This window comes from Streptomyces platensis (genome assembly GCF_008704855.1).
Lineage (GTDB): Bacteria > Actinomycetota > Actinomycetes > Streptomycetales > Streptomycetaceae > Streptomyces > Streptomyces platensis.
On the sequence record NZ_CP023691.1, the window covers coordinates 8,169,854 to 8,190,893 of the forward strand.

At 69.9% G+C, this 21,040-nt stretch carries 18 protein-coding genes and 2 pseudogenes; 10 read left to right on the forward strand and 10 right to left on the reverse strand.

Annotation, left to right across the window (positions count from 1 at the left end; genetic code table 11):
- From CP981_RS36105 to CP981_RS36115, 3 genes and pseudogenes are all read right to left on the reverse strand, one after another.
- Positions 1 to 375: pseudogene (locus tag CP981_RS36105) on the reverse strand (MerR family transcriptional regulator); the annotation flags it as partial.
- A gap of 231 nt (positions 376 to 606) precedes the next feature.
- Complete coding sequence (locus tag CP981_RS36110; protein WP_244329951.1) at positions 607 to 1,047, reverse strand: catabolite repressor/activator; 441 nt, start codon at positions 1,045 to 1,047, stop codon at positions 607 to 609.
- Positions 1,048 to 1,329: 282 nt separating this feature from the next.
- Positions 1,330 to 3,195, reverse strand: coding sequence for an ABC transporter ATP-binding protein (locus CP981_RS36115; RefSeq protein WP_085926601.1), 1,866 nt, complete (start codon positions 3,193 to 3,195; stop codon positions 1,330 to 1,332).
- 809 nt (positions 3,196 to 4,004) lie between these two features.
- Here CP981_RS36115 and CP981_RS36120 point away from each other — a divergent pair.
- From CP981_RS36120 to CP981_RS36130, 3 genes and pseudogenes are all read left to right on the forward strand, one after another.
- The gene (locus tag CP981_RS36120) at positions 4,005 to 4,238 is read left to right on the forward strand and encodes a hypothetical protein (RefSeq protein ID WP_085926602.1); all 234 of its coding nucleotides are present in this window, start codon (positions 4,005 to 4,007) and stop codon (positions 4,236 to 4,238) included.
- A 392-nt stretch (positions 4,239 to 4,630) separates the two neighbouring features.
- Complete coding sequence (locus CP981_RS36125; protein WP_244329952.1) at positions 4,631 to 5,380, forward strand: DsbA family protein; 750 nt, start codon at positions 4,631 to 4,633, stop codon at positions 5,378 to 5,380.
- A 44-nt stretch (positions 5,381 to 5,424) separates the two neighbouring features.
- A pseudogene (locus CP981_RS36130) lies at positions 5,425 to 6,254 on the forward strand (IS5 family transposase).
- An 84-nt stretch (positions 6,255 to 6,338) separates the two neighbouring features.
- On the opposite strand, the gene CP981_RS36135 reads toward CP981_RS36130, so the two are convergent.
- Entirely contained in the window at positions 6,339 to 6,560 is a 222-nt protein-coding gene (locus CP981_RS36135; RefSeq protein WP_143658940.1) for a DUF7489 domain-containing protein, read from the reverse strand.
- A gap of 502 nt (positions 6,561 to 7,062) precedes the next feature.
- Here CP981_RS36135 and CP981_RS36140 point away from each other — a divergent pair.
- Both CP981_RS36140 and CP981_RS36145 read left to right on the forward strand, forming a co-directional pair.
- Positions 7,063 to 7,638 carry a TetR/AcrR family transcriptional regulator gene (locus CP981_RS36140; protein WP_085926068.1) on the forward strand — a complete coding sequence of 192 codons (576 nt, stop codon included), beginning with the start codon at positions 7,063 to 7,065 and terminating at the stop codon, positions 7,636 to 7,638.
- A 114-nt stretch (positions 7,639 to 7,752) separates the two neighbouring features.
- Complete coding sequence (locus tag CP981_RS36145; RefSeq protein WP_085926067.1) at positions 7,753 to 10,026, forward strand: MMPL family transporter; 2,274 nt, start codon at positions 7,753 to 7,755, stop codon at positions 10,024 to 10,026.
- A gap of 317 nt (positions 10,027 to 10,343) precedes the next feature.
- Here the strand turns inward: CP981_RS36145 and CP981_RS36150 are convergent, their stop codons facing one another.
- Complete coding sequence (locus tag CP981_RS36150) at positions 10,344 to 10,892, reverse strand: GNAT family N-acetyltransferase (protein WP_085926066.1); 549 nt, start codon at positions 10,890 to 10,892, stop codon at positions 10,344 to 10,346.
- A gap of 107 nt (positions 10,893 to 10,999) precedes the next feature.
- On the opposite strand from CP981_RS36150, the gene CP981_RS36155 reads away from it, so the two are divergent.
- The gene (locus CP981_RS36155) at positions 11,000 to 11,740 is read left to right on the forward strand and encodes a class I SAM-dependent DNA methyltransferase (protein ID WP_167536187.1); all 741 of its coding nucleotides are present in this window, start codon (positions 11,000 to 11,002) and stop codon (positions 11,738 to 11,740) included.
- A 124-nt stretch (positions 11,741 to 11,864) separates the two neighbouring features.
- Here the strand turns inward: CP981_RS36155 and CP981_RS36160 are convergent, their stop codons facing one another.
- Positions 11,865 to 12,779 (reverse strand): 4-hydroxy-tetrahydrodipicolinate synthase family protein, encoded by a 915-nt coding sequence (locus CP981_RS36160; RefSeq protein ID WP_085926064.1) that lies wholly within the window; start codon positions 12,777 to 12,779, stop codon positions 11,865 to 11,867.
- 71 nt (positions 12,780 to 12,850) lie between these two features.
- Between CP981_RS36160 and CP981_RS36165 the strand changes: the two genes are divergently transcribed.
- A complete protein-coding gene (locus CP981_RS36165; RefSeq protein WP_085926063.1) occupies positions 12,851 to 13,804 on the forward strand; it encodes a LysR family transcriptional regulator in 954 nt (317 codons plus the stop codon).
- 187 nt (positions 13,805 to 13,991) lie between these two features.
- Here the strand turns inward: CP981_RS36165 and CP981_RS36170 are convergent, their stop codons facing one another.
- Complete coding sequence (locus CP981_RS36170; protein ID WP_085926062.1) at positions 13,992 to 14,567, reverse strand: GNAT family N-acetyltransferase; 576 nt, start codon at positions 14,565 to 14,567, stop codon at positions 13,992 to 13,994.
- A 37-nt stretch (positions 14,568 to 14,604) separates the two neighbouring features.
- Between CP981_RS36170 and CP981_RS36175 the strand changes: the two genes are divergently transcribed.
- Entirely contained in the window at positions 14,605 to 15,282 is a 678-nt protein-coding gene (locus CP981_RS36175; RefSeq protein ID WP_085926061.1) for an AIM24 family protein, read from the forward strand.
- Positions 15,283 to 15,297: 15 nt separating this feature from the next.
- On the opposite strand, the gene CP981_RS36180 is transcribed toward CP981_RS36175, so the two are convergent.
- Positions 15,298 to 15,486, reverse strand: coding sequence for a hypothetical protein (locus CP981_RS36180; RefSeq protein WP_085926060.1), 189 nt, complete (start codon positions 15,484 to 15,486; stop codon positions 15,298 to 15,300).
- Here CP981_RS36180 and CP981_RS36185 point away from each other — a divergent pair.
- Positions 15,485 to 16,219 (forward strand): ribonuclease H family protein, encoded by a 735-nt coding sequence (locus CP981_RS36185; RefSeq protein ID WP_085926059.1) that lies wholly within the window; start codon positions 15,485 to 15,487, stop codon positions 16,217 to 16,219. The genes CP981_RS36180 and CP981_RS36185 overlap by 2 nt on opposite strands.
- 92 nt (positions 16,220 to 16,311) lie before the next feature.
- Here CP981_RS36185 and CP981_RS36190 read toward each other — a convergent pair whose 3' ends face one another.
- Entirely contained in the window at positions 16,312 to 17,535 is a 1,224-nt protein-coding gene (locus tag CP981_RS36190; protein ID WP_085926058.1) for a GDSL-type esterase/lipase family protein, read from the reverse strand.
- A 92-nt stretch (positions 17,536 to 17,627) separates the two neighbouring features.
- Here CP981_RS36190 and CP981_RS36195 point away from each other — a divergent pair, with 92 nt between their 5' ends.
- A complete protein-coding gene (locus tag CP981_RS36195; protein ID WP_085926057.1) occupies positions 17,628 to 18,599 on the forward strand; it encodes an NAD-dependent epimerase/dehydratase family protein in 972 nt (323 codons plus the stop codon).
- A 46-nt stretch (positions 18,600 to 18,645) separates the two neighbouring features.
- On the opposite strand, the gene CP981_RS36200 is transcribed toward CP981_RS36195, so the two are convergent.
- A complete protein-coding gene (locus tag CP981_RS36200) occupies positions 18,646 to 20,832 on the reverse strand; it encodes an FUSC family protein (protein ID WP_085926075.1) in 2,187 nt (728 codons plus the stop codon).
- Between the last annotated feature and the right edge of the window lie 208 nt (positions 20,833 to 21,040).

The following is a 21,040-nucleotide window of genomic DNA, read 5'->3' on the forward strand; positions in this document are numbered from 1 at the left end:
CCTCTCCACGAAGGCGTCCATGAGCCGGCTCACGGCTTCCGCTTGAGCGGGGGCGTACTCGGCGAGCAGGGCGCCGAGCTGGCGGCGGCGCTCTCGGATGCCGGCTTCCTGGCGGGACAGGTCGGCGTCGAGCTCCTCCAACACCTCGATCAGTTCGCGCCCGGCATCGTCGGCGAGGGCGTCGCGCGCTTCATCGAGGCTGAGGCCGAGTTCGATGAGCCGGCGCACCCGGGCGAGCAGGACGGCGTCGCGGATGCTGTAGGCCCGGTAGCCATTGGGGCGCCGCTCCGGTTCCGGGAGCAGCCCGACGTGGTGGTAGCGCCGGATCGCCCGGGTGGTGAGCCCGACGAGCGCGGCGATCTCTCCGGTTCTCATGCCGCCAGTAGAAACTCTGCCGTTACGTCAAGGTCAAGCGTTGGCAGTGACGTTGGGTGTCATCCTCGACGGCGACGTCCGCCACCGCACCGCAGCAGGCACGCGGGCGCTGTCCCGCGGTCGATGGGAACGGCGGGAACTCGCCGGTGGCGGTGGCGGTGGCGGTGGGCCTGGGTGCTGGAGCTGGGGCCGGGCAGCGGGTTGCTTGGCCACGACGGCGTTCGCCCAGGGCTATACGGGACGAAGAACGGGATCGATCTCTGCCAGGACCTTGTGTAGCTGGCGGGCCCCCGGTGCAACATGGTCGCCGGTGTCCCTCAACAGCTCCTCGCACAGCCGCATCGCATCGTCCCGGTCGTCGGAGAAGACGCTGAAAACATCGATGATTGCGGAGTGGATCCAATCGCTGTGATTCGAGTTGGCGACTGCCAGTGCGGACGCGACTATGGTCAACCCGACCCTGTCCTTTCGCCGAAGCAATGCTTCCGCGGTCCTCCGGGTGACGAAGGTGTCACCAGGGTCGAGCACAAGCTCCCGCAGCGGTACGAGGGCCTCCTGCATCTCGGCGAACGCGGCCAGGCCGTGACCGGCATCCGCCCGGTCACGGTAATCATGACTTCGCCCGAGATCGCCTAGTGCCACGACAACTGCATGCCGCAGGTCAGTGTCCACCTGTCCCCCTCACACGATTCCGGCGAAAGTACCATCGATGTGCCCTACGGGATGATCGCCAGGACAGTGCCTACCGGAGTCCTCTGTGTGTGGGGGAGGACCAGCCGCAGGAGAACCGTGTGAGGGGCGTGCGAGTCGCCAGTCCCGGTCGCCCCGCGTTCGCCGGCTGCCTCCCACCCTGGAAGACGCCGAAACCGAGGCTCCCGACCCCCGTGGGAGCGAATGAACAGCCGCCTGAGCACGTGAGCGGCCGCCCGGCGGCGAAGCCGTTTACGGGGCGGCTCATGCGCTTGTCCCGTGTTGCTTGCCGCCCGTCTTGGAGGTGGCCACCTGATAGGACAGTAACTGCTGGAACAGGCCCGGCTGTTGGGCGAGCTGTGTGTATGTGCCCTCCTGCACGATGACGCCTTCGTCGAGGACCACGATCCGGTCGGCCACGGCGACGTTGGTGATGCGGTGGGTCACCAGCAGCACCACCCGGTCCCGGGCCAGGTCCCGCAGCCGCTGAAAGATCCGGTACTCGGCACGGGGATCGAGGTTCGCGGTCGGCTCGTCTAGGACCAGCAGTCCGGCCTGGCGGAAAAACGCGCGCCCCAGGGCGATGCGCTGCCACTGACCGCCGCTCAGCTCCTCGCCGTTGAGCCACTCCCGGGCCAGAAGGGTGTCCAGGCCGGCGCCGAGCTTGTCGACGACTTCGTCGGCGCCGGCGGCCTCGCACGCTTCGCGTACCGCCGCATCACCACGCGGCGAGGGCTGTCCGAGGGTGATGTTCTCGCGCACTGTCAGCGGCCAGTGTGCGTAGTCCTGTGGCACCAGAGCCACCTGCTGCCACAGCGCCTGAGGGTCGGCGTCACCGGTGGGGGTGCCATCCCACAACACCTGTCCGTCAGTGGGTAGGTACAGACCGCTGACCACTTTCGACAGCGTCGACTTCCCCGAGCCGTTGAAGCCAACCAGGGCGGTGACCTCACCCCGTCGCAAGGTGAGCGAGACGTCGGACAGCGCATCGTGGTCCTTGCCCGCGTAGCGATGAGAGACCGACTTGATCTCGATCGTCTTCGGCGGCTCGGGACAGTGCGGGCCGCGGCGCATGCGGAACCCGCCGGCTTTGTCCAGGAATCCGCTCCAGTCGTCCATATACAACCCCGTGCGTACGGCCCGCGCTCCCACGGCCACCAGGCCGCGGACCGACTGCCCCGCCGTCTGCAACGCGAAGACGGCCGTCCCCGCGAGCCCGACGCTGATGCGGCCAGTGGCCAGCAGCCACACGACCGCCGCCCATACGACCGCCGACCCCAGCCCGCCGCACAGCGCGCCGGCCAGGGACATGCGGGCTCCCTTGTCGGCTGCGGCCCGGTCCTCGCGGTTGATCCGGGCGACCGTCTGCCGGTACCGGCCGGACAGGAAAGCGGCCATGGTGCCGGCACGGATCTGGTCGGCGGCTTCTCTCGTGTAGATGTGCCATCGCAGCACCGACAGCATCCGGTTGTCACCGTTGCTTCGAAGGTTCGCCAGGTAGCGCACCCGCGCGGCGCTGACCTGAGCCAGCGCCTGCGGAAGACTGGCGGCCACCAGAAGCGGCAGGAGCAGCGGGTGCACCCCGGCCAGCACGACGGCTCCGGCGAGGAAGGACGCCGACGACGCGATCAGGTCCTGCCCCTCGTCGATCAGGTCTCCGGTGACCGTTGCTCCGCGGTCGGCGGCCTCGCGGTCGCGGTTGAAGTCCGGTTCGTCGTAGGCACACAACTCCACCTCGGCGCAGCCGGTCAGCAACATCTGCTCGGCCTCCCGCGTCATCAGCGGGCCCAGTCGGGAGGAGAGCCAGTTGACGGTGATCCCCAGGAGGGCGCGCACGCCGGATGCCCCCGCCAGCAGAGCCACGGACGGCCACGCTTGCAGGAGCCGCTGGTAGACGTCCCCGCTGGTCAGCAGCGCGGTCAGGGTGCCGCTGACCGCGACCAGGCCCAGGGCCTGCATCACGCCGGCGACGAGCTGGCACAGCAGGAGGCCGACGGTCGCTGACCGGTCGACCTGCCAGGCCAGAGCCAGCGATCGGCGTACCAACCGCGGTAGGCGTCTGGCCATGTCACGCAGCCGGATCGAGCGGCCGGCCGCCTCGCGGCTGCCGGTCAGGTCCACATATCGCATCTGCGCGCCGGGAGCGTTCACGTCTCCGGCGGCGCCCGACTCGGCGCCAAGGGGGATGCCCGGTCTGTTCATCGACCCGGCGGTGGGTGCCGCGGGCGGGGGCGGCGACGCGGCGGTGCGCGGCTCCGGGATGTGGTCAGCTGATGTATCGGTGGGCTCGCTCATGCCGCCCACCTCGTATCCGGTCGTGCTGAGCTGCCGGTGCCGCGAACGCTGTGTACGGTCGTGGTGAGTTGCCGTTCGTTTCCACGGGGCTGGTCCGGGGGAGCGGGATGAATGGCGTCCTCCGTGTGGGTGGCGAAGTGGACTGATGCTCTAGAGGCACACTGCTGGTCGGGTGGAACCAGAGCCATTGCTCTGCCGCTTGGGCGTCCAAAATCTGCCCTGTTGCCGCCTCGGCTCCCTCGTCCTCGCCCAAGCGTGGCCCTAGTACGTAGAGAGAGCTCCGCCGCAGACGAAGCGATCCAGCGGTACGGAGCGGTAGAGGTCGGGGGCGGGCGGGAGGCCGATACAACCCTCCCCGAGCCGGTGGTCTGCTCAGTGTCCAGGTGCAGGCCCTCGCGCAGTGCTGCGAAGGCCGTGAGGGAGTCGGCCTGGGCGGTGGGCGAGTCGATGTCATGCACGGTGGCTCCGGTGCGCCACAGGCCGGGGCGCTGCCGGGTTTCCGCGGCGCGGACGACGATGAGGCTACCGGATCGGTAGTGGGCCGGGGGCAGTTGTGGGCAGCACCGGCATCTCGTGCACGGTTGGCGTGCGCTTGCGCGAGCCGGCGTGCAAAAGGACGCGGGCACAACGCCGCGCTCGGCGAGATGCTGCCGAGCCGGCCCGACCACCTCTCGCACACCGCGCTGCGTCACCTCTGGCTCACCGACGCCGAGGCGCACGCGCTGGAGGCCCGGCTGCGCGCGATGGCAGCAGAACCGCATCCGACCACCGACAGCGCACGCGGCAAGCCGTACAGGCATCCGGACCGGTATCACTCATGGTCGTGCTCCTGGATCAAGCGGATGGAAGGGCAGGGCCAGGGCTTGTCGCGAAAGTAGATCAAGTCCGTGGACGGGCAAGAGCCTTGGGTGCGGATATCTGACGGGCAATCAGGGGTGTGATGTGCCGTGGCCGCCGCGAGTGGGGAAGCCGGGGCGGTCGCCGATGCGTATGCGGCGGCAGCTGATCGACGGCATGCGTGGGCTGGTCCAGATCAGTGCGCCGCGGCGGATGTGCCAAGGACTACGAGGCTGTGTGAGCGCGTGTCTCCCTCCTGCTCCGGAGCCGACAGCGTGACGGGCCGTCAGTGGATTCAGGAGCGACTGCGCGGCCGAGGTCGGTGCGAAGGGTGGGCCGGCCTGGGATTTCCGTGCGGACTCCACCAATGCGGGTAATTTCCTGCCGTCCTCGTACTTTTATTCTAATGTCTCCCTGATCCGGGGAGGGATACATGAGAGTGGGACGTGGCCGAAGACGGCTGGCCGCCTTAGCGTTGATGCTGGTTCTGCCGGGGCTGTTGTCGAGCGGATGCGGTGAACGCACCCCACGGCAGCCGTCGCCGAAGAAGGCCGCGTATGACGGCCCGGCGAAGCCGCCCGAGAAGCTTGACGTGGACGGCACCACCATCGTCGTCGGGGATCCGAAGGCCCCGGTCACGGTGCATCTCTACGAGGACCCGCGCTGCCCCGTCTGCCAGGAGTTCGAGGTGACCGGTGGTGGACCGGCCCTCCGCGCCCTGACCCAGCGGCGTGAGACGAAGACCGAGTACACCTTCGCGTCCTTCCTTGACGGGAAAGTGGGTGGCGGCGGCTCGAAGAGGGCCGTCAACGCGCTGCGCGCCGCGCTGGAAGCCGGAAAGTTCGCCGAGTACCACGCCGTGCTCTACCGGCACCAGCCGGCCGAAGCCGTTGACGGCTACACCAACGCGTTGCTGCTGAAGCTTGCCGGCAAGGTGGCAGGACTGCGTGGCCCGGCATTCGACTCCGCTGTCAAGACCATGAAGTACCGCGAGTTCGTCGACCGATCCGAGCGGGCCTACGATCGGGCCGGTGCAGATACCCCCCGCGGCCTCGGCACGCCCGCCGCAGTGATCAACGGCGTGCAGATGCCCGAGGAGTACTTCGGGATGCTCTTCGACCGGAAGGCGTTCACCCGGTTCCTCCGGCTGATGAGGTATCAGCCGGGGCAATGGCCGTCCTAGGGGGTGTCTTCAAATGATCTTGCGTGGTGGATCATGGTGGGGTGATACGTCGCCATGAACTGTCCGATGCTGAGTGGGATTTCGTCCGGCCGCTGCTGCCCGAGTCCTCGCGGGGCCGGAAGCGGTTGGATGACCGCACCGTGCTCAACGGAATCGTGTGGAAGTTCCGTACTGGCACGGCCTGGCGGGATGTGCCCGAGAGGTACGGCCCGTGGGCCACGCTGCACACCCGCTTCCGGCGCTGGGCACTGGACGGCACTTTCGAGCGGATACTCAGGGCCGCCCAGGCGCAGGCAGACGCGGTCGGGGACATCGACTGGCTGGTGTCGGTCGACTCCACCGTCGTCCGCGCCCACCAGCACGCCGCCGGAGCCCGAAAAAGGGGATCCGCAGCCCCGGACTCGGACGCTCCCGGGGCGGCCTGACCAGCAAGATTCATCTCGCCTGCGACGCGGCGGGCCGCCCGCTCGCCTTCACTGTCACCGGCGGGAACACCAACGACTGCACCCAGTTCACCACCGTGATGGAGTCGATACGGGTGCCGCGTATCGGCCCGGGACATCCCCGGGTCCGGCCGGCCCATGTCCTGGGCGACAAGGGCTACAGCTCCAAGGCCATCCGCACCTGGCTCAGGCGGCGGGGCGTCAGCCACACCATCCCCGAACGAGCCGACCAGATCCGCAACCGGCTCCGCCGCGGCAGCCGCGGCGGACGCCCGCCGGCTTTCGACAAGCAGCTCTACAAGCAGCGCAACGTGGTGGAACGCTGCTTCAACCGGTTGAAACAGTGGCGCGGCATCGCCACCCGCTACGACAAGACCGCCGAGTCCTACCAAGCAGCCGTCGCCCTCGCATCGCTTCTGATGTGGGCGTGACATTTGAAGACAACTCCTAGGGCGCGCGCCCTGTCGATCACGTGTCGAGTCGGATGAGGGCGGCGGCGAGGTCGATCAGAAGGGTTACTCCCTGGCCGGGTCGGCTCCCGGTCGCTTGACGATCCGATCGTCGACCGCGATCGACTTCCAGAGCCGGCGGCTGATCCGGACCTTCACGGATTCGCCGTCGGCAAGACGGACCTCGACGAAGTGATACATATTCGAGCCGTCGAGCATGCCCCGGGACTTATCGATGACGACGCCTTCCCAGGAATCATCTCGTCCGGCTTTGTGAGATGTGAACATGGTGTGGAGCCTACGAGGGCCGGCAGTCGACCGTGCAGAGCCGTGAGTCACCGTCTGGGGATGACATATGTCCTGCCGGGGCGCTCAGCGGCCTTGGTGCGGGGCTATCGGCAGGCGGCCACACTCGGCGTGATCCGGTGAGACGGGTGGAATGTCGCCCAATCGACCCGCTCTGGTGCCGGTGATGCCCCAGGGGCAGCCTGCATGTTCCGCTCAGGGCTATTGGGTGCAGGCCCTTGGTGTACGTAGTGCGGCCCAAGCCGGGGGCGGCCCCAGAGCTCCGCCCGCCGGAGGGCTGGATCCTGGCGCCGCCCTGCCGCATCGCATAACGGCTCACCGTCGCCCTGCCGACGACGGGCCCCGCGACGCGTGACGCAGACCACCATCGAAACGCTTCCGTTTCGCTCGGCGTACCCTTAGCTTCGAGGTGTACGAAACCGTTTCGTTCGCTACTGCCGGTAGGGTGGCAGCGTCCGTACGGTCCAACCAGGAGGTGCGTGTCATGGGACGCAGCCGGCTGACTCCCGAGCGGGAGGCCGAGCTCTTCGATGCCGTGCTCGATCTGCTGCGTGAGGTCGGCTACGACGCGTTGACCATGGACGCCGTCGCCGCCCGTACCCACTCCAGCAAGGCCACCCTCTACCGCCAGTGGCAGGGCAAGCCGCAGCTGGTGGCGAGGGCGCTGCGGCACTGCAAGCCGGTCAGTACCGCGGACGTCGACACCGGCAGCCTGCGCGGCGACTTCGCCGAGCTGGTGCGCCGGGCCGACGACGAGGGTCAGATGGCGAAGGACGCTGCCCTGATGCGGGGCCTGGGGATGGCCATCCACACCAACCCCGATCTTCACCAGGCTCTCCGCGAAGTCCTCCTCGACCCCGAGGTGAGTGGACTGAACGCGATGCTGCGGCGCGGTATCGACCGTGGCGAGATCGCGGCCGACTGTCCCGCACTCCGGTACATCCCGCACCTGCTCGTCGGCGCGTACGTCGCCCGGCAGCTCATCGAGGACCGCTGCGCCGATGCCGCGTTCCTCTCCGACTATCTCGACGCCGTGGTCTTCCCCGCCCTCGGCGTCTGATCCGCCCGCCCGACTCCCCTTCATCCGAGCCCTCGTACCCGGAACGCCGCCTCGTCGCCGGGGCGATGGCGCACGCCCCTGTACGTCCCACATTCGACGGGAGCCCCCGGTCTCATGGCCACTTTCCTCTACAAACTCGGACGCTTCGCCTTCCGGCGACGCCGCTTCGTCGCCCTGATATGGGTCGCCCTGCTGGCCGTTGCCGGCGTCGGGGCCGCCACCGCCTCCGCACCTGCCGCCGACTCCTTCTCGATCCCCGGCACGGAGGCCCAGCGCGCCTTCGACCTCCTCGACCAGCGCTTCCCCGGCGCGAACGCCGACGGCGCCACGGCCCGGGTGGTCTTCAGGGCCCCCGAGGGCGAGACGATGAAGGACCCGGCGAACAAGGCGGCCGTCGAACGCACCGTCCACGCCCTGCGATCGGGCTCCTCGCAGGTCGACCGGGTCGCCGACCCGTACGCCGCCAAGGCCCTCAGCAAGGACGGCCGCACCGCCTACGCCCAGGTCTCCTACAAGGTCACCGGCTTCGAGCTGAGCGACGCCTCCAAGGACGCACTCAAGGACGCGGCCGAGGACGGCCGGGACGCCGGGCTGACCGTCGAGACCGGCGGCAACGCACTCCAGGCCATCCCCGAGACCGGTGCGACCGAGGTCATCGGTATCGCGATCTCCGCAGTGGTCCTCGTCATCACCTTCGGCGCGCTGATCGCGGCCGGACTGCCGCTGCTGACCGCGCTGATCGGCGTGGGTATCGGTGTCTCCACCATCACCGCGCTGAGCAGCACACTCGATCTCTCCAGCACCACCTCGACGCTGGCCACGATGATCGGCCTCGCCGTCGGCATCGACTACGCCCTGTTCATCGTCTCCCGCTACCGCGCCGAGATCACCGAGGGCCGCGAACGCGAGGAGGCCGCCGGACGCGCGGTCGGCACCGCGGGCTCCGCGGTGGTCTTCGCGGGCCTCACCGTGGTGATCGCACTGGTCGGCCTCACCGTCGTCAACATCCCGATGCTGACGAAGATGGGCCTGGCCGCGGCCGGCACCGTCGTCATCGCCGTGCTCATCGCGCTCACCCTCATTCCGGCGCTGCTCGGCTTCGCGGGGGCGCGGGCGCTGCCCCGTAAGGCCCGAAAGGCCCCTAAGGCCCGTAAGGGGAGCGAGACCGACCAGGTGCACGGCCGGCAGGCCGGTGCCGGGGAGCGGCCCAACATGGGCACCCGCTGGGCGCACTTCGTGCTGCGCCGCCCCGTCGCCGTACTCCTCACGGCCGTGATCGGCCTCGGTGTCGTCGCGATCCCCGCCACCTCGCTGGAGCTGGGCCTGCCGGACGACGGCTCCCAGCCCACCGACACCACCCAGCGCAAGGCCTACGACCTGCTGTCGGACGGCTTCGGCGCCGGCGTCAACGGCCCGTTGATGCTGGTCGTCGACGGCCGGGACGCCCACGCCGGGGAGAGCGTCAAGGCCGCCGCGGCGCGGGTCGCCAAGAAGGTCGGCGGGCTGGACGATGTCGCCGTCGTCACCCCGCCCACCTTCAACAAGGCCCGCGACACCGCGATGCTGAACGTCGTCCCGAAGTCGAAGCCCAGCAGTGTCGAGACCGAGGACCTGGTGCACGACATCCGGTCCACGACGCACGGCATCGCCCAGGACACCGGGGCAAAGACCCTGGTCACCGGCACCACCGCGATGAACGTCGATGTCTCGCAGAAGCTGAACGACGCGCTGGTGCCCTACCTGGCGCTGGTCGTCGGCCTGGCCTTCCTCCTGCTGATGGTCGTCTTCCGCTCGGTGCTCGTCCCGCTCAAGGCGGCACTCGGCTTCCTGCTGTCGGTGGTGGCGGCCCTCGGCGCGGTCGTCGCGGTCTTCCAATGGGGCTGGCTGAGCAGCGTGTTCGGCGTCGAGCAGACCGGCCCGATCATGAGCATGATGCCGATCTTCATGGTGGGCGTGGTCTTCGGCCTGGCGATGGACTACGAGGTCTTCCTCGTCACACGGATGCGCGAGGCCTTCGTCCACGGGGAGCGCCCGGGAGAGGCCGTCGTCACCGGGTTCCGGCACGGAGCGCGGGTGGTCACCGCCGCCGCGGTCATCATGATCAGCGTCTTCGCCGGCTTCATCGGCTCCTCGGACTCGATGATCAAGATGATCGGCTTCGGCCTCGCCATCGCCGTCTTCTTCGACGCCTTCCTCGTCCGCATGGCCATCGTCCCCGCGGTCCTGGCACTGCTGGGCCGCTCCGCCTGGTGGCTCCCGCGGTGGCTCCAGAAGCTCCTGCCGAACGTGGATGTCGAGGGCGAGGGCCTGCGTACGCAGCTCGCCGACACTCATGCCGCCGACGGAGCGGCGGACGCGGACAACGCACGTGAACCGGCGGACGTCTGACGGTCCGTCACCTGGTCGAGCGCCGGCCACCGCACCGGCTCTCGGCCACCACACCGGCCTCCGGCCTCTGTGTCGTCGGCCGCTGCACCAAGACCTCCGGGACCGCTGTATGAGCGGAGCGGCAGCCCGGAGCCGGTGCCCGCCCGTGGGGACGGGATCGGCGCACCAAGGGCCCGGCGACGGCCTCCCGTGGGGACGGGGCCGTCGCCGGGCCCGGTGCGTGTGAGGGCGCCGGGCCTCGGGGCGCACGGCGCGGCTGGGTGTGAGCTTCGTTCCCGCGTTCTTACCCCCCTTGCGGCGGCACAGAAACGGCCGGCTCAACCGGGCGGCGTGACGGAGGACCACACGCCGAACCACTGCTCGGCGCCGTAGGCCTCGAACCGCTCCACCTCGGTGAACCCCAGCTTCGCCGCGAGGCGCATCGAGCGCTCATTGGCGGTCTGGGTCCGCAGCACCACCGGCTCGCCGGGAAGCGCGTCGGCGAACCAGCCGAGTGCCGCTGTGCACGCCTCGCTGCCGTACCCGCGTCCCCACGCCTCCGGCAGGAGGAGGTAGCCGAGCTCGGTGTCCCCGACATCCGGACGGACGTGCCCTGGACTCTCCGCGTCGTGCCGATCGAGCCTGACCATGCCGATCATCGCTCCGTCAAGATCGATCACGAAAAGGCCAGGCCGCCGTCCGGATATCTCGGGCACCGCGCGCTCGAGCTCATCACGCGGTCGAGGGCCACCGAGGTAGGTATGCACCTCCGGTGAGGCGAGCAGTTCGATGAACGCTGCACGATCTCGGGCCTCGGGCTCACGGAGCACGAGCCGCTCGGTTCTGATCGGGGCAGGTGGCCAGGCGACGGGGCCGAGTTCGGTCATGCCGGGCAACCTATCGCGCGCCCGTGAGAGTAATCCGAAGTGTGTTCCGAGCCGGTGGAAGGTAAATGCGTCGACAGCACCTTCAACACCCGGCACAGTGGCTGCCCGTGACGAGTAGTGAGCTGTGGACCCATGCGACCGCCGACCGCTATGACGCCGAGGAGAGCGAGATGTCCTCGGCCGCCGTTCTCGATCCGACTCTCACCTTCCTCGCCGAGCTTGCCGGAGAGGGCCGGGCGCTGGAGTTCGCCATCGGAACCGGACGAGTGGGTGTTCCGCTGCGGGAGCGCGGCGTTCCGGTCGTGGGCATCGAACTGTCCGAGCACATGGCAGCGGTCCTGCGGCGCAAGATCGACGAGGATGCGCTTCCCGTGGCCATCGGGGACATGGCCACCACCGTCGTCCCCGGTGAGTTCACCCTGGTCTATCTCGTCTACAACACCATCACCAACCTGCTCACGCAGGACGAGCAGGTCGAGTGCTTCCGCAACGCGGCACGTCATCTGGGGCCCGGCGGCCGATTCGTCATCGAGCTGGGCGTGCCGCCGCTGCGGTTCCTGCCCCCCGGCCAGGTCGCGGTGCCATTCGACGTCTCCGAGCACCATCTCGGCTTCGACACCTTCGACCTGGTCGAGCAGATTCTCGTCTCGCACCACTTCACCCGCGACGGCGACGACGGCCGCTACCGCCGCGGCAACTCCCGGCACCGGTACGCCTGGCCGTCAGAGCTCGACCTGATGGCACGGATCGCCGGGCTCGAGCTGGAACGTCGCGTCGCGGGCTGGGACGGGGCGCCGTTCACCCAGGACTCCGCGAAGCACGTCTCCGTGTGGCGCAAGCCAGCCTGAGGCTGACCACCGGGCCGCCGTCAACGTACGTCGTGCCCGGCATCGCCGAGCTGGTCGAGCGCGATCCGAACATCACTGGCTGGGGGTACCAGACGATCTCGACGGCCGCCGGGAGCAGCGCCGGTCAGGTCGTGGACGCTTGCCGTACACGGCTGTTGGCCAGGAGGGCTGCTCGGTGGACCGTACTGGTGGAGGCGGCCAGCAGTGGCATCCGGACGGCGGGGCTGGGGATGCGGTCCTGGGCGTGCAGTACTCCCTTGATCACTGTTGGGTTCGGTTCGGCGAACAGGGCAGCCGACAACCGCGCCAGCTCGGCTCCGAGCTTGCGGGCGGGGGCGGCGGAGCCGAGATGCCACAGCGAGATCAGTTCGGCGTAGTCGGCGGTGCGGACGTTTGCCGAGGCGACAATTCCGCCGTGAGCGCCCGCCGCGACGAGCGGTGAGATGACGACGTCGTCGCCGCCGAGCACGGCGAAGCCGGGTGGTGGGGAGCCGAGCAACTCCATCGTGGTCGCGTCGATCGCGCCGGTCGCGTGCTTGATCCCGACGATCCCTGGTAGGCGGCCGAGTGCGGCGACCGCGTCGGCGCTGAGAGTTTGGCCGGTGCGGTAGGGGATGTCGTACACGATCAGCGGTAGGCCACCGTCTTCGGCCAGCGCGGTGAAATGCGCGAGTGTCCCCGCTTCACCGGGTCGGATGTAGGGCGGTGCGGGAACCAGCGCCGCGGCTACGTCGCCGGTGGCCGCCAGTTCGCGCAGCGACGTGATGGCGGCGGCGGTGTCGTTGGTGCCGACCCCGACGATCAGCGGGGCGGCGTGTGCCCGGCAGGCGGCCGAGCAGATGCGCACCACAGTCCGCTTCTCCTCCGCGGTCAGCGTGGCTGATTCCGCGGTGGTACCGAGGGCGACGAGTCCGGAGGCGCCGGCCGACAGTGCCTCGTCGGCGAGTCGGGCCAGCGCATCGGGGGCCAGGCGCAGGTCGTTGGTGAACGGAGTCACCAAGGGGACGTACAGGCCGTTGAAGAGGGGGTTGGGCTTCATGGTCCCACCCTGGCTCACACTGATCCGGTAGATCCATTTCTGATTTCTACCTGTATAGCTAAGCTGAGCTAATGCTTGATGTTCGTCGTCTTCACCTGCTGCGCGAGCTGGACCGGCGGGGCACGATCGCGGCCGTGGCCGAGGCGCTGACCTTCACCGCGTCCGCCGTCTCCCAGCAGTTGGGTGTGCTGGAACGCGAGGCAGGCGTGGCCTTGCTGGAACGCAGCGGCAGGCGGGTGATCCTCACGCCTGCGGGCCGGTCCCTCGTCGCACACGCCGACGCCGTACTGCAACGCCTCGAGCTGGCGGTCGCCGAGCTGGCCAGCGCGCGGGAGGGTATCGGCGGACCGCTGCGTATCGGGACCTTCCCCTCCGGTGGCCATACCATCGTGCCCGCCGCGCTGGCAGAGCTGACTCAGCGGCATCCCGCGCTGGAACCGATGGTGCAAGAGATCGACTCTGCGCGGGTCTCCGACGGCCTGCGAGCCGGCGAACTCGACGTGGCCCTGGTCCATGACTACGACTTCGTACCCGCGTCACCGGACAGCACGGTGGACGAGGTGCCCCTGCTGGAGGAGCCGGTGTACCTCGTCACGAATACGGCGGCCGAGACCGCCGGCCGCAGCGGCACGCTGGCAGAGTTGCTCGGACCCTATGCCGAGTTCCCGTGGATCACCGCGCGGGACGGCACGACCGGTCATGCGATGGCGGTGCGCGCCTGCCAGGCGGCCGGTTTCCAGCCGAGAATTCGCCACCAGGTCAACGATTTCCGCACCGTGCTGGCCTTGGCCGCCACCGGGCAAGGGGCCGGGTTTGTGCCGGAAATGGCCACTGTGCAGAGCTGCGAAGGTGTGGTGTTGACCAAGTTGCCGTTGTTCCGTCGCTCGAAGGTCGCCTTCCGCGCAGGCGGCGGTACTCATCCGGCGATCGCCGCTTTCGTGGCCGCGGCAACAGCGGCCGTGGGCTGCATGATGGGTTCAGGATTCGATGAGAGGGCCGCGATGCGCTACGGGCATTCCGTGTAGGCCCGAGAGGAACGACCGCGACCTCGGATTCCGACAGGCTGTGGCGTCGTTGCGCTCACCTGCACGAACAGGCTGTCGACCTCTTCCGCCCGTCTGCCTACGCGGGGGGGGGCAGGCCGGCCTGCCGCAGTGATCGTGGAGAGCGTGACGCTACAGCCCCGTCATCAACATCGCTGCCGTGCACGGCTCAGGGGCAAGGCATGCTCATGTAGAGGGCCCGCTCGCCCGATGAGGGGGTGCCGTCGTAGAGCGTCGTGTCCAGTCCGCAGAAGGTGAACCCCATCCGCCGGTAGGCGTGGATCGCCGGGGCATTGATGTTGGTGACTTCCAGCCAGATGTGTCCGGCACCGCGCTCACGGGCGAAGTCGGCGGCGTGGGCCATCAGGGCGCGGCCGAGGCCCTGGCTCCGATGGGCCGGGGCGACCTCGATGTCCTCGATGGCCAGCCGCCGGTTCCACGGGGCGTAGGAGACAGCGGCGAAGCCCGCCAGGCAGCCGTCCGGGCCGACTGCGACGAACGTGCGGCTGTTCGGATCTTCCTCGGTCGTAAGGCCGTCGTCGGCGTCGGCGTCGGAGTCCCCCGCCGGGAAGGCCTTGTGGAGGGGCGGGTCCACCGGGATCTCCTGGAGGGCGAACCCGTCCTCGGTGGCGGCCACATGGAAGATGGTGCGGGTGGTGAAGGATCCGTCGAGTGCCTCCATGGCCGGGGTGTCCGGGGGCCGGGCCGTGCGGAACTCGTAGTCCATGGCGCCAATGGTCGTCATGACATGAACCTATGACCCGCGGGCTAGCATTCCGGCCATGAACAGTGACCTTTTCGCCTCGGAGAACATGGCCGCACCGGCCACCGCGCCCGGGATGACGCAGCAGAACGCCAAATCGCTCAAGTACGCGCTGGACGGCGAGTGTTATGCCCGGCAGGGCTCGATGATCGCCTACCGCGGCGAGCTGCAATTCGAGAAGCAGGGGCAGGGCATCGGCAAGTTCCTCAAGCGCGCGGTCACCGGTGAGGGGCTGGCGCTGATGGCCGTGCGGGGCCGTGGTGAGGTGTGGTTCGCGCATGAGGCCGCCAACTGCTTCATCATCGACCTCGCCCCGGGGGACGGCCTCACCGTCAATGGCCGGAATGTGCTGTGCTTCGACCCGTCGCTCTCCTACGAGATCAAGGTCGTCAAGGGCGCCGGCATGGTCGGTGGCGGGCTCTTCAACTCCGTGTTCAGCGGCCAGGGCAAGCTCGGTGTGATGTGTGAGGGCAACCCCATCGTCATACCCGTCTCGCCACAGGCCCCGGTCTTCGTCGACACCGATGCCGTGGTCGGCTGGAGCAGCGCACTCCAGACCACCCTCCACCGGTCGCAGAGCCTCGGCTCGATGCTCCGGGGCGGTTCCGGGGAGGCCGTCCAACTCCGCCTGGACGGCGAGGGGTTCGTCATCGTACGGCCCAGTGAACTCCGGCCGGAGAAGGAGTCCGGCAACTGATCCGGATCGTCCGGATCAGCCCCGCGCCGGGGGTCCGGAGGCCAGGCGCGCGTCCAGCCAGTCGAAGACCCGCTGCTCGAACAGGGCGCGGCCCATCGGCTCACAGTGCAGATACGCGCCTTCGGCCGCGGACCGCCCGGCGCCGAGCGGGCCGCACGCGGGCCCCGCGGAGGCGGCTTCGCGCGGTGCGCCGCTGCCTGGCATGATCGCGCACATGGCTGAACGCGTGATCGCCGCCTGTGACGGCGCTTCGAAAGGAAACCCCGGGCCCGCCGGCTGGGCCTGGGTCATCGCCGACGGTGCCGGAACCGTCGTCCGGTGGGAGGCCGGGCCGCTGGGCACCGCGACCAACAACGTCGCGGAACTCACGGCCCTGGAACGTCTGCTGACAGCCACCGATCCGGCCGTCCCGATCGAGATCCGGATGGACTCCCAGTACGCGATGAAGGCCGTCACCACCTGGCTGCCCGGCTGGAAGCGCAAGGGGTGGAAGACGGCCGCGGGCAAGCCGGTCGCCAATCAGGAACTGGTCGCCGGCATCGACGCGCTGCTCACGGACCGCTCCGTGGAGTTCCGCTATGTGCCCGCGCACCAGGTGGACGGCGATCCGCTCAACGACTTCGCCGACCGGGCGGCGAGCCAGGCGGCGATCGTCCAGGAAGCCGCCGGCAGCGCCCTCGGCTCCCCGGAGCCGCCGGCCGCCCCCGACACCGTCCGGCCCGCCGGCACCCGTCGACGGGCCTCTGGTCCGGCGGCGAAGACCGCCTCCGCACCGCAGCGGCGCACCTCGGGAAAGACGCGGACCCTGAACGCCAAATTCCCCGGCCGCTGCCGCTGCGGGCGCTCCTACGCGGCGGGCGAGCCCATCACCAAGAACCCCGACGGCTGGGGCCACCCCGCCTGCCGCTCCGGCGCGGGCGACGACACGGCAGGCTGAAGCCCGTAACGGGCGCGGGGAACTGCGCGACCGGCCACGATGTCGCCGAAGCCGGTACGGACCGTCCCTCTCGGCAACGTCCCGCGGAGCGTTCAGGCGCTCCTGGCGCCGAACGGCCCCTCGGCGCCGAAGGCCAGCGCGGCGAAGCGTTCGCCGATGCGGCGGTGGGTGGCGGCGTCCGGGTGGAGCTGGTCGGGCAGCGGGAGCTCGGCGAAGTCCGCTTCTCCGTAGAGGTCGCGCCCGTCGAGAAGGTGCAGGTTCGGATCGTCGGCCGCCCGCTGCTTGACGACGCGGGCCAGTTCATCCCGGATGACGTTGAGTGTCAGCTTGCCCATGGCCCGTTCCGCCGGGTCGCCCGCGGCCTTGAACTGGAGTTTTCCCGCGCTGACGTTGCTGAAGTCCGGGGCTGTGGGGCCGGGGGTGTCCTCGTGGATGGGGCACAGAATGGGGGAGACGAGCAGCAGCGGAGTGGTGGGGTGGCCCTCGCGGACGGTGTCGAGGAAGCCGTGGACCGCCGGGCCGAAGGCCCGCAGCCGCATCAGGTCGGCGTTGACCAGATTGATGCCGATCTTGATGCTGATCAGGTCCGCGGGGGTGTCCCGCAGGGCGCGGGCGGTGAACGGGTCGAGCAGGGCACTGCCGCTCAGGCCCAGGTTGGTCAGTTCCACGCCGCCGAGGGTGGCGGCCAGCGCCGGCCAGGTGGTGCTGGGGCTCGCGGCGTCGGAGCCGTGACTGATCGAACTGCCGTGGTGCAGCCACCTTTTGCGGCCCCCCTCCGGGAGGGGCTCGACGGGGGCATCGGTGCGCAGCGCGATCAACTCGGTGATCTCGTTGTGCGGCAGCCAGATCTCGACATCCTTGACGCCGTCCGGGAGATCGCTGAACTGGACGGTGCCGGCCGGGCCGGGCTGGATTTCCGCGGTCCCGGTGGTCATGTCCACCAGGGAGACATTGCCGCCGGTCACACTGTCCTGCCCGGTGAGCCGGCCGTCGGCGAACAGGTCGTACACGCCGTCCGGGCGGGGCGGGGCGCCCTCGTAGGCGTTCTTGGTGCGCAGCGCGTCCAGCTCGATGGCGGTGGCGCGGGTGCGGAACACCAGTCGTACCCCCGAGGGCTGGGCCTCCGCCATGGCCAGCAGGCCGTCGGCGCACTGGGCGCGGGCCCGGGCGGGCAGCCGGTGCGGCAGCACCCCGTGCTCGGTGTGCTCCAGATCGAGCGCACCGCGCAGCAGGTCCGCGGTAACGGGCGTGGTGATCCAGCCAGTTGCCGGGGGCGTATCGGTGGTGTGGGGGGCGGAGTCAGACTCAGAACTCATGATCCCAGCCTGTCAACCGAATACCGGATACGCACATCAATTTCCGGCCCCTTGCCCGCGCCGTGCCGCCACGGTCGGTAGCGTCGGGGACCATGCGGATTCTGGTACTGGGCGGGACATTATTCGTGGGCCGCGCCATTGTGGACGAGGCGCTGCGCACCGGCGCCGAGGTGACGGTGTTCGGCAGGGGAAAGACCGGGACGGAGCTGTTCCCCGGGGTGCCCCGGCTCCTCGGTGACCGGGACACCGGCGACTACCGGGCACTGCACGACGGCAGTTGGGACGCGGTCGTGGATGTCAGCGGCTATGTGCCACGGCATGTCGGGCAGGCGATGGACGCGCTGGGGGACCGGGCCGGGCGGTATCTGTTCGTCTCCAGCCATGCGGTGTATCAGCGCGAGGGGGTGGGGCCGGGGTCGACCGAGGACACCCCGCGCCGCCCGCCCGTCCGGGACACCGAGGAGCTCAGCGAGGACACCTACGGTCCGCTCAAGGTGGCCTGCGAGGACGATGTGGTGGCCCGGTACGGCGCACGGGCGACGATCGTGCGGCCGGGAAGGGTGACCGGACCGTACGACTCGGCGGACGCTGTCCCGTACTGGGTACGCCGGGCCGCCCGCGGCGGACGGGTGGCACTGCCCGCCGACCCCGGGCAGCCGGTGCAGCTCGTCGACTCGCGTGATCTGGCCCGTCTGGTGGTGCGGTTGCTCGTCGACGCGCGTCCCGGCGCGTTCCACGCGGTGGGGCCGGACGAGCCGACCACCCTCGGCGGGCTCATCGAGACCTGTGCGCGGGTGGCGGGCGCCGAGACCGAGATCGTTCCGGTGTCGCCCGCCGGTCGGCCGCCGATGTTCCCGCTGGTCCGGCCGCAGTGGACGACACAGCAGCGCAGTCCGGCGCGGGCCCGGGCGGCGGGGCTGACCGCGACCCCGCTGGCGGTGACCCTGGCCGATGTCCTGGCCTGGGACCGCGGGCGCGGTGAACCGCCGCTGCGGGCCGGTTACTCCCCCGAGGAGGAGCGGGCGGTGCTCGCGCGGCACGACGCCGGGGCCGTCGGCGGATGACCGGCACCGGCCCGGGAGAACCCGCCGGTCACTGACTGGCCGCCGCTCAGCCGGCCTTGTTCCCCTTGGGCCCGGACACCGGGATATCGAGCGGCCGGGCGAGACCCACCACTCCCTCGTCGAGACGCTGGAGATGCCGCAGCACGCGGAAGGTGACCGTGCCCGACTGAAGCGCCCCCGCGCCGGCTGCTTCCAGCATCGCGGCGATGCTGAAACCGGAGTCGACCTCGCCCTCGGTGCTCTCCTCCAGCACCCGGGCGACGAGGAGATCGATGTTCTGGCCGATGCGCCGGCCGGCCCGGGCGAGCCGCGGGTCGGCCGCGATGGTCTTGCTGTACGGCACGAGTTCCGCCGTCGCCGCCAGCGAACGGGCGTGATACGCGCAGGTCTCCAGCAGCGCCACCAGATAGCGGGCGGTCCGCCGGCGGACCCGCAGCGGCGTGATCGGGTGCGTCAGCGGCTGGATGGAGGCGCGCAGCTCGTCCAGCGCGGTGTCCAGATCGCGGGCCATGCCCAGCAGGTCGACGGCGGGCCCGCCGCTGAGCTGTTCCACCGCCGCGGACACCACGTCCCGCAGCCGGACCAGCACCGTGCCCAGCAGCTCGTCCGTACGGCGGTCCGTGTGCACCGGCAGCACCAGGACGGCGCCGATGATCCCGCACGCGGCACCCAGCGCGGTCTCCTCGATGCGCAGCACCAGCACGTCGAGGCTGTAGGTGTTGAGCAGGGTGTAGAGCAGCCCGAGCATCGCGGTGGTGAAGAAGGACATCAGCGCGTACGACAGCGGCGCGGTGAACCACATCCCGAAGATGCAGAGCAGCACCAGCGCGAACGCGCTCCAGGTGTGGTTGCCGACCAGCCCGGCCAGCGCGACACCGGCGACCACGCCGAGGACCGTGCCGACCAGCCGGCGATAGCCCTTCACCAGGATCTCGCCCGTGGACGCGGTGTTGAGGAAGACCACCCAGCAGGTCAGCACCGCCCAGTACCAGCGCTGGCTGGACAGGAACTCACCGCCGATGATGGCCAGCGTCGAGCCCACCGCGACCTGGAACGCGGCCCGGGTGGTGGGCCGGTCGAGCCCGGTGCGGTCGTCCGCCGGCTCCTCGGTCTCGTCGGCGCCGACGATCGAGAGGTCCTCGGCGTCGAACTCCTCCCGCGAGCGGGTGGTGGCGGGGGAGTCGTCCGACTCGTCCTGCGGCCCGTCCAGTGCCAGCCGCAGGCCCAGGACGGCACGCGCGGCCTCGCCGAGCCCGCGGAAGACGTCCTGGACGGCGGCCGAGGCGCGGGGCAGATCGTCCTCTTCCCGGTAGCCGAGCAGCCGGTTGCGGACGAGGGCCAGTGCGGTGCCGCGGTCGTCGGGCGCGCGCCGGGCGACCAGCAGCAGCAGCGCCCGCAGATCCCGGCGCAGGGTGGCGAGCGCCTCCTCCTCGGTGCCCAGCCGGGTCCCCGTGGCCGGCACGGGGGCGTCCGGCAGATGCATGGTGATGGTGTCCGCACGCTCGGCACTGCGGGCGTTGAGGATCAGCATCCCCAGTCGTTCCGCCGCGATCTCGGCCTCCGCGACGCGGCGTTCCACCAGCCCCGCCGTGGCCGCGTCCCGGGTGCCCTCCTCCAGGTGCCCCTGGATCATCAGGGCCGCCTCGTGCAGCCGGGCGGTGTGCCGCCGCAGGTCGTCGAGGACCCCGTCGAGTTCATCGGGCCCGGCGTCCAGCAGCTCCAGCTGGGTCGCCATCAGCTGGGCGAGACGGGCCCGGAAGGCCTCGCGCAGCCGAGGCAGGGTGCGGGTGGGGGTTTCCGGGACGACGGCGAACCGGACGACCGCGCTGCACACGAAGGCGATGCCCAGCGTCAGATACAGCTCGGGCAGGGCCGGGCCGGTGGCGTGCACGAACAGCGAGACGAAGTAGACCTGAAAACCGATCAGTCCGAGCGCGGTGCCACGGTCACCGAACCGCCGGCAGTAGACGGCACCGAAGATCAGCAGGACGAAGAACAGATCGCCGGCGACGACCAGGGTGTGCAGCAGCGCCCCCAGCGACATCGCGGTGAGCGCGGCCGGCAGGCCCAGTGCGAGCGTGACCGCCTGGCCGCGGACCTCCTTCTCCTTGATCGCGAAGGTGGACACCATGGCGGTCATGGCGCCGGCGACCATCAGGGTGACGTCGGTGTCCAGCAGCGCCAGGACGACGAGGGTGAGCACGATCGCGCCGACCGTGCGCAGCCCTGCCATCAGCCGCAAGAGCCCTGGGTCGGATGCCGCGAAGCGGTCCCAGCTGTGCGTCCCAGTCCGCCGTATCGCTGCCCGCACGCTGCCGTACACTCCCCATTTTTGCCATGATCCGCTGTGCACCAGCATCGCACGCGTGCTCGGACCGGCTTCCGCCGCACCGCCCTCAGCGGTGCCGTGGCCTCACTGTTCCTCCAACTCCCGGCATTCC

What these genes read in the sequence shown, in the direction of transcription:
- CP981_RS36115 (WP_085926601.1), bottom strand. Translation starts at nt 3,195, where the DNA reads ATGCGATATGTGGACCTGACCGGCAGCCGCGAGGCGGCCGGCCGCTCG.
- CP981_RS36120 (WP_085926602.1), top strand. Translation starts at nt 4,005, where the DNA reads ATGCTGCCGAGCCGGCCCGACCACCTCTCGCACACCGCGCTGCGTCAC.
- CP981_RS36125 (WP_244329952.1), top strand. Translation starts at nt 4,631, where the DNA reads ATGAGAGTGGGACGTGGCCGAAGACGGCTGGCCGCCTTAGCGTTGATG.
- CP981_RS36135 (WP_143658940.1), bottom strand. Translation starts at nt 6,560, where the DNA reads ATGTTCACATCTCACAAAGCCGGACGAGATGATTCCTGGGAAGGCGTC.
- CP981_RS36140 (WP_085926068.1), top strand. Translation starts at nt 7,063, where the DNA reads ATGGGACGCAGCCGGCTGACTCCCGAGCGGGAGGCCGAGCTCTTCGAT.
- CP981_RS36145 (WP_085926067.1), top strand. Translation starts at nt 7,753, where the DNA reads ATGGCCACTTTCCTCTACAAACTCGGACGCTTCGCCTTCCGGCGACGC.
- CP981_RS36150 (WP_085926066.1), bottom strand. Translation starts at nt 10,892, where the DNA reads ATGACCGAACTCGGCCCCGTCGCCTGGCCACCTGCCCCGATCAGAACC.
- CP981_RS36160 (WP_085926064.1), bottom strand. Translation starts at nt 12,779, where the DNA reads ATGAAGCCCAACCCCCTCTTCAACGGCCTGTACGTCCCCTTGGTGACT.
- CP981_RS36165 (WP_085926063.1), top strand. Translation starts at nt 12,851, where the DNA reads ATGCTTGATGTTCGTCGTCTTCACCTGCTGCGCGAGCTGGACCGGCGG.
- CP981_RS36170 (WP_085926062.1), bottom strand. Translation starts at nt 14,567, where the DNA reads ATGACGACCATTGGCGCCATGGACTACGAGTTCCGCACGGCCCGGCCC.
- CP981_RS36175 (WP_085926061.1), top strand. Translation starts at nt 14,605, where the DNA reads ATGAACAGTGACCTTTTCGCCTCGGAGAACATGGCCGCACCGGCCACC.
- CP981_RS36185 (WP_085926059.1), top strand. Translation starts at nt 15,485, where the DNA reads ATGATCGCGCACATGGCTGAACGCGTGATCGCCGCCTGTGACGGCGCT.
- CP981_RS36180 (WP_085926060.1), bottom strand. Translation starts at nt 15,486, where the DNA reads ATGCCAGGCAGCGGCGCACCGCGCGAAGCCGCCTCCGCGGGGCCCGCG.
- CP981_RS36190 (WP_085926058.1), bottom strand. Translation starts at nt 17,535, where the DNA reads ATGAGTTCTGAGTCTGACTCCGCCCCCCACACCACCGATACGCCCCCG.
- CP981_RS36195 (WP_085926057.1), top strand. Translation starts at nt 17,628, where the DNA reads ATGCGGATTCTGGTACTGGGCGGGACATTATTCGTGGGCCGCGCCATT.
- CP981_RS36200 (WP_085926075.1), bottom strand. Translation starts at nt 20,832, where the DNA reads ATGGCAGGGCTGCGCACGGTCGGCGCGATCGTGCTCACCCTCGTCGTC.